This window comes from Amycolatopsis sp. FBCC-B4732 (assembly GCF_023008405.1).
GTDB classification, from domain to species: Bacteria; Actinomycetota; Actinomycetes; order Mycobacteriales; family Pseudonocardiaceae; genus Amycolatopsis; species Amycolatopsis pretoriensis_A.
This window is the reverse complement of sequence record NZ_CP095376.1, coordinates 318,660-332,032: the sequence shown is the minus strand read 5'-3', so window position 1 is coordinate 332,032 and position 13,373 is coordinate 318,660. Positions and strand designations below refer to the sequence as shown.

General features: G+C 71.7%; 8 protein-coding genes and 1 riboswitch. Of the genes, 7 read left to right on the top strand and 1 reads right to left on the bottom strand.

Features of this window, described 5'->3' with window-relative positions:
- Positions 1–114 precede the first annotated feature (114 nt).
- The 7 genes from MUY14_RS01165 to MUY14_RS01135 all read left to right on the top strand — a co-directional run bounded on the left by MUY14_RS01165 (position 115) and on the right by MUY14_RS01135 (position 12,265).
- The gene (locus MUY14_RS01165; protein ID WP_247019888.1) at positions 115–2,322 is read left to right on the top strand and encodes a HAMP domain-containing protein; all 2,208 of its coding nucleotides are present in this window, start codon (positions 115–117) and stop codon (positions 2,320–2,322) included.
- A gap of 1 nt (position 2,323) precedes the next feature.
- A complete protein-coding gene (pgsB, locus tag MUY14_RS01160) occupies positions 2,324–3,502 on the top strand; it encodes a poly-gamma-glutamate synthase PgsB (RefSeq protein ID WP_247019886.1) in 1,179 nt (392 codons plus the stop codon).
- Positions 3,502–3,984 (top strand): poly-gamma-glutamate biosynthesis protein PgsC/CapC, encoded by a 483-nt coding sequence (locus tag MUY14_RS01155; protein ID WP_247019884.1) that lies wholly within the window; start codon positions 3,502–3,504, stop codon positions 3,982–3,984. The genes pgsB and MUY14_RS01155 overlap by 1 nt, the downstream gene beginning before the upstream one ends.
- 7 nt (positions 3,985–3,991) lie before the next feature.
- The gene (locus tag MUY14_RS01150) at positions 3,992–4,999 is read left to right on the top strand and encodes an NlpC/P60 family protein (protein WP_247025025.1); all 1,008 of its coding nucleotides are present in this window, start codon (positions 3,992–3,994) and stop codon (positions 4,997–4,999) included.
- Positions 5,000–5,030: 31 nt separating this feature from the next.
- Positions 5,031–5,159: riboswitch (cobalamin riboswitch) on the top strand.
- 30 nt (positions 5,160–5,189) lie between these two features.
- Entirely contained in the window at positions 5,190–8,753 is a 3,564-nt protein-coding gene (gene cobN, locus MUY14_RS01145) for a cobaltochelatase subunit CobN (protein ID WP_247019882.1), read from the top strand.
- Between the two features lie 37 nt (positions 8,754–8,790).
- Positions 8,791–10,992 (top strand): P-loop NTPase fold protein, encoded by a 2,202-nt coding sequence (locus MUY14_RS01140; RefSeq protein ID WP_247019879.1) that lies wholly within the window; start codon positions 8,791–8,793, stop codon positions 10,990–10,992.
- A gap of 61 nt (positions 10,993–11,053) precedes the next feature.
- On the top strand, positions 11,054–12,265 hold the full coding sequence (locus tag MUY14_RS01135) for a chitinase (RefSeq protein WP_247019877.1): 1,212 nt from the start codon (positions 11,054–11,056) through the stop codon (positions 12,263–12,265).
- 10 nt (positions 12,266–12,275) lie between these two features.
- On the opposite strand, the gene MUY14_RS01130 is transcribed toward MUY14_RS01135, so the two are convergent.
- Positions 12,276–13,367, bottom strand: a complete 1,092-nt coding sequence (locus MUY14_RS01130) for a dihydrofolate reductase family protein (protein WP_247019875.1) — start codon at positions 13,365–13,367, stop codon at positions 12,276–12,278.
- Positions 13,368–13,373: the final 6 nt, after the last annotated feature.

Here is a 13,373-nt window from a genome sequence, read left to right as displayed (position 1 = left end):
CCGCTGACAACTTCGATACCTTCATGTGACCCGAAAGAGTGGATCTTCCACTAACGGCCCCTGCGGCTCGTTACTTTCCGGGATCGCTCGACCGAAAGGGCCCTGGGGACCCAGGTGAACCGGCCAACACCGCACGGCGATCGCGCCGCCCGGTTGCGCGCGCAGATCCCGGAAGCGGGCTTCCCGCGCGGGGTGGGCGTGGCGTCCGCGACGACGTTCGCGCTGCTGCTGCTCATCGCCGCCTTCACCGCGCTGTACCTGTCCACCGCGGGCCCGCTTTCCCTGGTCCGCGCCGACGACCGGGCGGGCCGGGTCTCCGACGAGGTCACCGCGAGCCGGCAGCGCACCACCGCCGGGATCGCGCAGAGCGTCGCGACGTCGGCGACGGCGGCCGCGGGTGACCTGCAGGTCGCGGCCGGCTCCGGGGTGTTCGACACCACCGACGACGACGCGCTCCTCGCCCGCCTGGGGGAAACCTACGACGACTGGCGCGGGATCGCCGTCTACGACCCGGCTTCGCAGAAGGTGCCGGCCACGCGCGGCGAGCCGGTGCCGGTGGAGACGCTGCGGGGAGTCGCGATCGCGAGCCTCACCGTCCGCCCGGTCGCCCGCCCCGGCGACACCCCGCTCGTGCTGACCGCGCTCCCGCTCACCGGGACCCGCGCCGGCAAGCTCCTCGTCGTCTCGACGGCGTTGCGCGGGATCGGCGGCGAGCTGGCCGAGGGCACCCAGGTCCGCCTGGTCACTTCGGACGGCGCGGTGCTGCACACGCACGGCACCGACGTCGCCGCGACCGACCGGCCCGCGCAGGAACTGCTCGCCCGCGCCTCGACCGCGGCCGCCGCGGGCCAGGCCGGCGTCCTCACCGGCGACGCCGAAGCGGCGGGCAAGCGCGCCCCCGTCGTCGCCTACGCCCCGGTCTCGCCGTCCGGCACCGGCGGCAGCCTCGGCCTGTCCGTCGTCTCGTTCGGCCGCTCGCCGGTCGACGCGGTGCCGGTCCGCTGGCCGGGCCTGATCCCCGCCGCCGCGCTGCTCGTCCTCGCCGTGCTCGGGTTCGTCCTGCTGCGGCGCGCGGTCGTCGCGCCGATCCGCCGCCTGCGCACCGACGCGCTCGCCGTCGCGGCCGGCGGGCTCGGCAAGCCGGTCCGGCCCTCGCGGATCCGCGAAGTGAACGTCCTCACGACCGCGGTCGAGCGCTACCGCTGCCGGCTCCGCCGCCGCAAGCCCGCGAAGCCGGTCCGGCCGTTCCTCTCCGCCCAGCTCGTCATCGTGCTCGTCGCACTGGCGCTGCTCGGCTGGTCCGGTGCGGTCGCCGCGACGCTCGGGCGGCAGCACGCCGAGGTCTCGCCGACCACGCTCAGCGAACACGGCGTCCGCGTCACGCGCTCGGCCGACACGCTGCGCCGCAGCCTCGCCGAGGGCCTCACCGACCTGCAGTCCGTCGCGCGGCTCGGCAAGGGGAAGCAGCCGGACCGGCTGCGCGGCATGCTCGACCAGCTGGCCGGCACCGAAAGCCGGTTCCGCAGCGTCTACGTCGCCGACGAGCAGGGCTCGGTGGTGCTGCAAGCCGGGCGCGAGTCCCTGCGCGACCCCGGCAAGCTGCCGGACGGCGAAGGGCTGCGCCAGCACAACACCAGCGGCCGCGTCCCGGTCGTCTACGCCTTCACGCCGCTGCCGGACTCGAAGAACGTCCTGGTCGGCGAGTACGACGTGCCGCGGATGGCCGCGCTGCTCGGGCCGGCCGGCGGCCGCGTCCGCGTCGTCGACGAGGGCAAGCGGACCATCGCCGACACCGAGGGCTACCTCGCCTTCGACGCGCTCACCGATCCGGCGCTGATCAAGAGCGTCGACGCGGCGCAAGCCGGCAAGGACGCCCGCCAGACGACGTCGTCGGCGCTCGTCGCGGCGCAGCGCCTGGCCGACAAGGGCAACGCGGCTTCGCTGAAGTGGGTCGTGGTCGCCGAGCAGCCGATCGGCTCGCTCGGGCTCGCGGACAACACCGTGCGCTCGGGGGCGCGGGTCGCCGCCCTGCTCACCGCCGTCGTCGCGCTGATGCTGTTCGCCTGGCACTTCCTGGTCGTCGTGCGGCCGCTGCGACGGGTCGGCGAGGAGGCCCGGCGGATCGCCCGCGGCGACACCGGCGCCGTCGTCTACCCGCAGCGGCAGGACGAGATCGGCACCATCGCCTCCTGCGTCGAGATCTGCCGCCAGGCCCTGACCGAAGGCCGGGACCGGCTCGGCGAGGTCCGGCGCCCGGTGGGGGCGGCGACCGACGAAACCGTGCTGCTCCAGCGCATCGAGCTGGACGGGGCCGGGGTCTGACGTGACGTTCCTCTACGTCGTGCTGCTCCTGGCATCGGCGGCGATGCTCACCGCCGGGATCGCCGAACAGCGCCAGCACTACCGGCACCTGCACAGCATCCCGACGCGCGTGCTCGTCAACGGCATCCGCGGCAAATCCTCCATCACCCGGCTCTGCGCGGGCGCGCTGCGCGGCGGCGGGCTCGTCACGACGGCGAAGACCACCGGCACCGCGGCCCGGTTCATCCACCCCGACGGCAGCGAAGAGCCGGTCTACCGCAAGTTCGGCATCGCCAACGTCGTCGAGCAGATCGGCATCGTCCGCCGCGCCGCCGCCTACCGGCCCGACGCGCTCGTCATCGAATGCATGGCCGTGATGCCGGACCTGCAGGAGATCAACCAGAGCAAGCTGATCCGCTCCACGATCGGCGTGCTGTGCAACGTCCGCGAAGACCACCTCGCCGAGATGGGCCCGACCCTCGACGACGTCGCCCGCTCGCTGTCCCGCTCGATGCCGGTCGGCGGAATCTGCCTCACCGCGGAGAAGGACCGGCTGCACATCCTCCAGGAAGAGGCGGCCAAACGGGACTGCGAGCTCATCGCCGTCGACCCGGAATCCGTGTCCGACCAGGAGATGCGCGGCTTCGGCTGGATCACCTTCAAGGAGAACGTCGCCATCGCGCTGGCCGTGGCGGACCTGCTCGGCGTCAACCGGCAGCTGGCGCTCGACGGCATGTGGGCCGCACCGCCGGACCCGGGCGTGCTCCAGGTCCACCAGTACCGCGCCGGACGGCGGCACCTGCGCTTCGCCAACGTCTTCGCCGCCAACGACCCCGAATCGACGTTGATGAACATCGACCAGCTCCGCGCGCAAGGCGCGATCTCCGACCCGCTGCACGTGATCATCAACTGCCGGCCGGACCGCGTCGAGCGCAACGGCCAGATGGGCGCGCTGATCCCCCGCATCGCCCCGGAACGCGTCGTGCTGATCGGCGAACCGACCCGCAGCGCCCGCGCCGCGATCCCCAGCGAGTGGCACGACCGGGTCGTCGACCTGGGTGGTTCGCGCTCGCCGCGGGAACTGCTGCGCGGGATCGTCGGCGGCGTCGAGCGGCAGGCGTCGCTGATCGCCATCGGCAACATCCACGGCCAGGGGGAACTGCTCATCGAGGAACTCGCGAAACTGGAACCGGTCTCCTGATGCTCACCACGTCCCTCGCCCCCGAGGTCGCCACCGTCGGGCTCGCCATCGGCCTGCTGCTGTCGCTGGTCTGCTACCTGACGACGAACCTGTCCCCCGGCGGGATGATCACGCCCGGCTGGATCGCGCTGACGATGGTCGAGGACTACCGGCGCGCGGCGATCATCGTGCTGATGACGGCGCTGACCTTCGGCGGTACGAAGGCGTTGCAGCGCATGGTCATCCTGTACGGCAAGCGGCTCTTCGCCGCGGTCGTGCTGCTCGGCGTGCTGCTGCAGACGACGTTGCTGCTCTTCCTCCAGGCCGACTTCCCGCTGCTGTTCGTGCACCAGACGCTCGGGTTCGTGGTGCCGGGCCTGGTCGCCTACCAGCTGGTCCGGCAGAAGCCGGTGGCGACGATGCTCGCCACTGGCGGCGTCAGCCTGGCCAGTTACGCGGTGCTGATCAGCGGCGTGCTGATCGGCCTGGTCCCGACGGTGTGAGGTGACGATGCGCAAGGCGGTCCGGATCGGTGTCCTCGCCGCGGTCATCGGCCTGTCCGGCGCGGCCGCGCTGTACGTCGCCACGCAGGACCGGCAGGACATCACGGCCATCTCGGCGTCGCCCGCGCCCTCGGGGGCGGCCGTCACCGGCGGCTACACCTACGACCGGCTGGCCGACCCGGCCCGGACGATCGTGCGCGACGGGGCGGGCGCCCAGCTGGCGTCGTTCACCGACGGCTCCCGCACGGTCATGCTGACCGGCCGGTCCCGGACGTTCACCGAGCCGAAGTTCACCACGGCCGGCATCACGTCGACGGCCTGGATCCGGCTCGCGCCGCAGCCGTGGCAGGCGGGCGCGGAGAAGGAGCCGTGGTTCACCGGCTGGTTCCCGAAGGCGGCCGCCGACACCGGCCCGGACGTGCTCGCGATGGCGCTGCAGTACACCGACGGCGCGGCCGACCAGGTCGTGAAGAAGCTGCGCGTGGCCGGGGACGCCAGCTTCGGCCCGGACAGCGCCGAGGGGCGGCTCGAGAAGTCCGATTTCTACGACTACCTGGGCATCGGCTGGGACTTCCCGGACGGCGTCCACGAGGCCGCGGAGCCGCGGCGCGCCCGGTCCCTCGACTGCTCGGGGTTCGTGCGGATGGTCTACGGCTACCGGGCGGGCTACCCGCTGCTCGGCACGAACACGAAGGGCCCCGGCCTGCCGCGGCGGGCGTGGGCGCTGGCCGAGCTGGGGCCGGGCACCTCGCTGATACCCGACGAGAAGAAGCAGGTGACGGACTTCAGCCGGCTCCAGCCGGGTGACCTGCTGTTCTTCAACCTCGAGCCGCAGCTCGGGCCACAGGTCTCGCACACGGGCATCTACCTGGGCATCGACGGCGACGGGCACCACCGCGTGCTGTCCAGCCGCAAGGTGGCGAACGGCCCGACCTTCGGCGACGCGGGCGGCGTCTCGCTGATCGACGGGTCCGGGACGTACGCGAAGGCGTTCCGCACGGCCAAGCGGCTCTGAGCCGCGCACGTCACCTTGACGCCGGGTCGGCCGCACCGGAGAGTGAGCTGGAACCCACGCGTCGGCAGGTGGAGGAACCCGGTTCAAATCCGGGGCGGTCCCGCCACTGTGACCGGGAGAGATCCCGGGAGCCAGGAACTCCCGCCGGCGCGTCCGTCTACCCGGGGCGCGGACCCCGAGGAGGAACCTCGTGATCCTGCTGCTGTCCACTTCGGACACCGACCTGCTCAGCGCCCGTTCGGCCGACGGCGAGTACCGGCTCGGCAACCCCGCCCGGCTCGACGTCGCCGAGCTGCCGGCGCTGCTCGACGGCGTGAAGATCGTCGTCGCGCGGATCCTCGGCACCCCGCGCAGCTGGCAGGAGGGCCTGGACACGCTGCGGGCGTCGGGCGCGCACGTCGTCGTGCTGGGCGGGGAGCAGACGCCGGACGCCGAGCTGATGAAGCTCTCGACCGTCCCGGCGGGCATCGCCGCCGAGGCCCACGCGTACCTCGCGCAGGGCGGCCCGGCGAACCTCACCCAGCTGCACCGGTTCCTCTCCGACACGCTCCTGCTCACCGGCGACGGCTTCGAGCCGCCCGCCCGGCAGCCGGGCTGGGGCGTTCTCGAGCGGCCTTCGCGCGCCGAGGGCCCGGTGATCGGGATCCTGTACTACCGCGCGCACCACCTGTCCGGGAACACGCAGTTCGTCCACACGCTCGCCGACGAGATCGAGGCCGCCGGCGGGCGCGCGTTGCCGGTCTACTGCGCTTCGCTGCGGACGCGCGAGCCGGAGATGATGGCCGAGCTGGGGAAGGTGGACGCCCTGCTGGTCACGGTGCTGGCGGCGGGCGGCACGAAGCCGTCCGAGGTCGGGGCCGGCGGGGACGACGAGGCCTGGGACGTCGCCGAGATGGCCGCGCTCGACGTCCCGATCCTGCAGGCGCTGTGCCTGACCAGCGACCGCGAGACGTGGGCGGCGAGCGACGACGGGCTCTCCCCGCTCGACGCCGGCAACCAGATGGCCGTGCCGGAGTTCGACGGGCGGCTGATCACGGTGCCGTTCTCGTTCAAGGAACTCGACGAAGACGGCCTGCCCCGGTACGTCCCGGACGCCGAACGCGCGTCCCGCGTCGCCCGCATCGCGCTGGCGCACGCCCGGCTGCGGCACACGCCCCCAGCGGAGCGGCGCATCGCGCTGATGCTGTCCGCGTACCCGACGAAGCACTCCCGCGTCGGCAACGCGGTCGGGCTGGACACCCCGGCGTCGACGATCGAGCTGCTGCGGCGAATGCGCGAACAGGGCTACGACCTGGGGCCGGACGCCTTCCCCGGCGTCGACCCGACCGGGACCGACCAGCCGGACGGCGACGCGCTGATCCACGCGCTGATCGCGGCCGGCGGGCAGGACCCGGAGTGGCTGACCGAGGAACAGCTGTCCGGCAACCCGATCCGCGTACCCGCCGCGCGCTACCAGGAGTGGTTCGACGCGCTGCCCGCGGAGCTGCGTTCGGGGGTGGAAGAACACTGGGGCCCGGCGCCGGGTGAGCTGTACGTCGACAACGGCGACATCGTGCTGGCGTCGCTGCAGAGCGGCAACGTCATCATCATGATCCAGCCGCCGCGCGGATTCGGCGAGAATCCCGTCGCGATCTACCACAACCCGGACCTCCCGCCGAGCCACCACTACCTGGCCGCGTACCGCTGGCTGGAGGAGGAGTTCGGCGCGCACGCCGTCGTCCACCTCGGCAAGCACGGGTCGCTGGAGTGGCTGCCGGGCAAGACGGCGGGGCTTTCGGCGTCGTGCGCGCCGGACGCCGTGCTCGGGAACCTGCCGCTGGTGTACCCGTTCCTGATCAACGACCCGGGCGAAGGCGCGCAGGCGAAGCGGCGGGCGCACGCGACGATCGTCGACCACCTGATCCCGCCGATGGCGCGCGCGGAGTCCTACGGCGACATGGCGCGGCTGGAGCAGCTGCTCGACGAGCACGCGAACATCGCGGCGATGGACCCGGCGAAGCTGCCCGCGATCCGCGCCCAGATCTGGACGCTCATCCAGGCCGCGAAGCTCGACCACGACCTCGGCGTCGAGGCACGCCCGCACGACGCGGAGTTCGACGACTTCCTGCTGCACATCGACGGCTGGCTGTGCGAGGTCAAGGACGCGCAGATCCGCGACGGGCTGCACATCCTGGGCGCGGCACCGGTCGGGGAAGCGCGGGTCAACCTGGTGCTGTCGATGCTGCGCGCGTCCCAGATGTGGGGCGGCAAGCAGGGCGCGGTGCCGGGCCTGCGCTCGGCGCTGGGCTTGAAGGAAGACGCGCCGATGTCCGAAGTGGACGCGGTCGAGAAGACGGCGCGGGAACTCGTGCAGACGATGGAAATGCGCGGCTGGGACGCCACCGCCGTCGCGTCGGTGGCCCCGGACGCCCAGGTCGCGCGGGTGCTTTCGTTCGCGGCGGAGGAGATCGTCCCGCGGCTGGCGGGCACGACCGCGGAACTCGACTCGGTGCTGCACGCCCTGGACGGCGGTTACATCCCGGCCGGGCCCAGCGGGTCGCCGCTGCGCGGGCTGGTCAACGTGCTGCCGACCGGGCGGAACTTCTACACGGTCGACCCGAAGGCGATCCCGAGCCGGCTCGCCTGGGAAACCGGGCAGGCGCTGGCGGACTCGCTGCTGAAGCGCTACCGCGAGGACACCGGCGACTGGCCGCGTTCGGTCGGGCTTTCGGTGTGGGGCACGTCGGCCATGCGGACGTCCGGCGACGACGCCGCGGAAGTCCTGGCGCTGCTGGGTGTCCAGCCGGTGTGGGACGAGGCTTCGCGGCGGGTGACCGGGATCGAGGCGATCCCGCTGGCCGAGCTGGGCCGGCCCCGGATCGACGTCACCATCCGGATCAGCGGCTTCTTCCGCGACGCCTTCCCGCACGTGATCACGATGCTGGACGACGCGGTCCGGCTGGTGTCCGCTTTGGACGAACCGGCGGACCGGAACTTCGTGCGTGACCACGTTTCCGCGGACCTGGCCGCCCACGGCGATTCCCGGCGGGCCACCACGCGGATCTTCGGTTCGAAGCCGGGCGCGTACGGCGCGGGCCTGCTGCCGCTGATGGACTCCGGGAACTGGCGCGACGACAAGGACCTCGCCGAGGTGTACGCGGTGTGGGGCGGCTTCGCCTACGGCCGCGACCTCGACGGCCGCCCGGCGCGCGAGGACATGGAGAACTCGTACAAGCGGATCGTCGTGGCGGCGAAGAACACCGACACGCGCGAGCACGACATCGCCGACTCGGACGACTACTTCCAGTACCACGGCGGGATGATCGCGACGGTCCGCGCGCTGACCGGCTCGGCCCCGGCGTCCTACGTCGGCGACAGCACGTCCCCGGACGCGGTCCGCACGCGGACGCTGGGCGAGGAGACGGCCCGGGTGTTCCGCGCACGCGTGGTGAACCCGCGCTGGCTGGCGGCGATGCGCCGCCACGGCTACAAGGGCGCGTTCGAGCTGGCGGCCACGGTGGACTACCTGTTCGGCTTCGACGCGACGGCGGGCGTCGTCGGCGACTGGATGTACGAGAAGCTGACCGAGTCCTACGTGCTGGACGAGGTGAACCAGGAGTTCCTGCGCCAGGCGAACCCCTGGGCACTGCGCGGCATCGTGGAGCGGCTGAACGAAGCGGCGGACCGCGGGCTGTGGGAAGAGCCGGATCCCGCGCTCCTGGAGAAGATGCGCGAGGTGTACCTGTCGCTGGAAGGTGACCTCGAAGCGGAGTGAGCCGTAACGCCGAACCGGTTCGAGCGACTACTCCGACATGCTCGAGGTCGAGTCCCCCGCCACGATCGAGGACATCGCGAACGAGGTGTTCGAGCGGCAGGAGTTCAAGCACTACCAGGCCCACCAGGCCGTCATCGTCGAGCGCCTCCTCGCCGAGCACGCCGGGTCGATCGCCGTCGCGACTTCGATCGACCGGACCGCTTACGAGGAGGCGCGCCGGCGGGCGGACGAGGCCCTCACCACGCGCACCCGGCGCTCGGTCGCCCGGCTGCTCCTGCTCGGGCTGCTGACGCTCCTGGCTGCCGGGTTCGTCGCGCTCATCACCCAGGTGCCGAAGCCGGAGCTGCTCAAGCTCCTTTCCCTCGACACCGAGCACAGCTGGATCGGCCGCAAGTTCGGCATCGTGGAAGCGGGTGGCTACCTCGTCCTCACCCTCTGCGTGGTCACCTGGTCGGGGTGGTTGCTGCGACGACGGACAGCCGTGGCCGCGCTCAAGCGACCGGCCGCGACAGCAGCCAGCACCTTCGCCCGTTCACTGGCCGCGGCCGTGCAGGAGGCTGTCGCCACGTCGATCAACGACGAGCTCGGTCCCCAGGGCATCATCGCGTTCCCCACCCACGCGCCGAGGCTCGTCGAACTGGACGTCACCCAGGTCCGCCGGTCGGCGACCGCGGCCTACGTGAAGGAGTTCATCCTCGAGCACGAGTCGTCGGCGATCGGCCTCGCCGGCACCCGCGGCTCGGGGAAGTCGACGGTCATGCGGGCGCTGCAGAGCGATCCGGCGATGGCCGGGCCCGTGGTCGTCGTGCCGTCGCCGGTGCGCTACGACGCCGGGGACTTCATCCGGCTGCTGCTGGCCGAGATCGCCGGAGCCATCATCAGCCGGCAGCCGGACCGGTTGACCGACTGGCTGTACCGGTTCGCGGACCGCCTGACGTTCCGACGACTGGTGGCCGTCGCCTTTTCCGTGTCCTTGGTCGCTCTTGTCGTCAGCCTGGACGTTCTCCGCGGCTTCGCGTTCGGCCTCAGCGCCTTCCTCGTGACCCTCTTCGCGGGCCAGATCCTCAAGGTCGTCAAGCGGCTCGACACCGCCACGCGGAAACCCCACGTGAAACGAGCCGTGGAACTGCTCCGCGACCTGCGCTGGGAAACCGAACGGGCGACCACCGGCAAGATCGTGCTGAAGTTCCAGTCGTTCTGGGAGTCGAGCAGGGAAAACGGCGTCAAGCTGAAGAGCCGTTCCCTCGGCCGGGCCGAGCTCGTCGGCGCGCTGCGGGACCTGCTGCAGACCTTCGCGGCCTTCAGCGAGAGCGAGCGCATGATCGTCTGCATCGACGAGCTCGACAAGATCGGCGAGTCCGCCGACCTGGTCGAGATCGTCAACGAGCTGAAGGATCTCTTTCACATCCAGAAAGTCCACTTCGTGGTCACCGTGTCCACGGATGCCCTCGACTCCTTCGAACGCCGGGGGCTCGCCGGGCGGGACGCGTTCGACTCGGCGTTCGACACGGTGATTCACACCCGGCGGCTGACGCTGGACGAGTCGCTCGACGTCATCCGGGCGCGGGCCACCGGGTTCCCGCCGATCGTCGCGATGCTTTGCCACGCCTGGTCCGGCGGGCTGGCCAGGGATCTGTTGCGCAGCGCGAGAGCGGCCGTCGAGCTGCAGCGACGCACCCCGCTGACGCCGTTGAGCATCGACACGATCACCGCCGCCCTGGTGTTCGACGATCTCACCGGCGCGATCAGCGCGTCGATGCGCAGCCTCGACCCCGGCGACGACCAGATCGACACGCTCTGGGCGTTGCAGCAGGCCCTCGACACCGCTCGCGATGGCGACCTCGACCGGGCACTCCGAGCCGTGGCGGCGTTCGACGGGCTCCAGGCCCCCGTGCTCAAAGCGCTTCACTCGAAGGCGAAAATCGGGCTGTCCCTGCTCCGGCTGGCCCAGGTTGCCCGGTCGCTGCCGCACTACTGGGTGGACGACGGCTCGGCCCTGCAAGGGGTCCGCAAGGCCGCCGGCGAACACGCGAACGCCGTCGCGGCGCTGAACGAGCCTGCCCCGGTGCACGAATCCGCGGTCCGGAAGGCCATCCGGGACTTCGACGCGCTCGTGCTCGACGCGCAGGCTTCGCCGAACGGACACGAGGAGAAACCGACGGCGGCTGGGCGGACCGGATCCGCTCCTGGAAACCCGACTATCCGACAGGTTTCGCCCAGAACTCCGCCGTCGGCTTGACTTCGTCAATGGTCTAGTCCAATGATCTGTCCACCCTCGATCCCCACCGGGAGGACAGCTCATGCGCAAGAGCAGACTGGCCGCCGTCGGGCTCGCCGCCGCCACTTTCGCCGCCACCGCCGTCAGCCTTGTGCTCGGTGCTCCGGCGGCCACCGCGGCGTTGAGCAACAACTGGTACGCCGCGGCGCCGTACCTGATGCCCCAGAGCAACAACCCGCCCGACCCGGTCACCGTGATGAACGCGACCGGGCTCAAGGCGTTCCAGCTCGCGTTCATCCTGGCGCCCAACGGCGGCGGCTGCAGTCCCACCTGGGACGGCACCGACCCGATTTCCAGCGACACCACCGTCGCCGCGGCGATCTCGAAGATCCGCGGGGCGGGCGGGGACATCTCCGTCTCCGTCGGCGGGTACGGCGGCACGAAGCTCGGCCAGACCTGCGGCACGGTCGCCGCGACCGCGGCCGCCTACCAGCAGGTCGTCACGAAGTACTCGCTCAAGGCCATCGACTTCGACCTCGAAGAGCCCGAGTACGAAAACACCGCGGCCATCGCGAACGAGCTCGGCGCGGCGAAGACGTTGCAGGCCAACAACCCCGGCCTCTTCGTGTCGGTGACCATGCCGGGCACCGCGGCCGGCACCGGCTGGTTCGGCACCCAGCTGCTCGACCAGGCGAAGTCGATCGGGTTCACGCCCAACAACTTCTCGATCATGCCGTTCGACGGCGGCTTCAACGGCGGCTCGTCGCAGGTGTCGGCGCTGGAGGCCCTGCACGGCCTGCTCATGTCGCACATGGGCTGGGACAGCGCGACCGCCTACTCGCACGAGGGTTTCTCGGGCATGAACGGCAAATCGGACGCGGCCGAGATGTTCTACACCGCCGACTTCCAGACGGTGTACGACTACGCGACCAGCCACGGCCTCGGCCGCTTCACGTTCTGGTCGGTCAACCGCGACCGCGCCTGCGTCGGCACGACCGACAACGGCGTCTGCAGCAACGTCCCGCAGAACGACTGGGACTTCACGAAGTTCAGCGTCCGGTTCGCGGGTGCGACGCCGCCGCAGACGACGCCGACCCCGCCGACCACCACGACCCCGACCACCCCGGGCGGCGGCTCGTGCACCGCGGCCGAGTGGGACCGGACGAAGGTCTACGTCAAGGACAACGTCGTTTCGCACAACAGCCACAAGTGGACCGCCAAGTGGTGGACGCAGGGCGAGGAGCCCGGCACCACCGGCGAATGGGGTGTCTGGCAGGACAACGGCGCCTGCTGATCGCCGCGCGTCAGAAGTCGAGGTGGGTGTTCTCGCGCTGGACCTCCGGGGTCAGCGCGGGCACCTCGACGACGTGCCGCCCGGCCTGCCGCAGCAGTTCGGTGCCCCGGGCATCGACGAACACCGGCGGCTCGCGCCACGCGAACACGACGCGCGGGATCCCGGCGTCGAGGATCAGCTGCGTGCAGCTGCGCGGGTGCGAGCTCCGGTGGCTGCACGGTTCCAGTGAGCTGTACATGGTCGCCCCGGCCAGGCGCGGGTCGCCGGCGCACTTGGCGAGGGCGGCTTCTTCGGCGTGGTTCGCCGGGTCGCCCTCGCCGGAGTGCCCGGTGGCGACGACCTCACCACCGGCGTCGGTGATCACCGCGCCGACGCGGAAGGTGTGGCTGGGCGGGCACTCGGCGGCGAGCGCGATCGCTTCCTTGAGCCGCCGGACGTCCGGTCCGCTCGGCTCGGCCGCGGCGCGGTACTCGAGGATCGCCATCCCCTGCAGCTCCCGCACACCGGCCAGGGTGAGCGGCCGCGGGTAGAGCCCGGGCCCGACGAACCGCGGCGCACCCGGCTGCCCCACGAAGAACGGCGCGATCGCGAGCCGCAGCTCGTCGGCCAGGCCTTCGGTGAGGAAGCGGGTGTGGATGCCGCCGCCCCCTTCGACCAGCAGCTTCCCGATGCCGCGCTGCCCGAGGTCGTCGAGGACGCGGCCGAAGTCGGGCGGGTTCCCGGCGTCCACGACGGTGGCGACGCGCTTCAGCTCGCCGGCCGCCCCCGGTGGTGCGTAGACGATCTTTTCGTTATCGCCCACGGTGAAGAACTGCGCCTCCGGGTCGAGCCCGCGCGTGGTCACGGTGACTTTGACGGGCTGCTCGGGCTTGCCCTGCTCGACCCGCTGCCGCCGCAGCTCGGGCGACCGGACGAGCAGCCGCGGGTTGTCGGCCCGCACGGTTCCGGCGCCGACGAAGATCGCGTCCGCCTCGGCCCGCAACCGGTCCACGACGGCGAAATCGTCCTCAGTGGACAGCACGAGCCGCTCGGACGAGATGTCGTCGAGGTAGCCGTCGAGCGACTGCGCGGCGGACAGCAGAACGTGCGGCCGGGAGATCACCCGGAC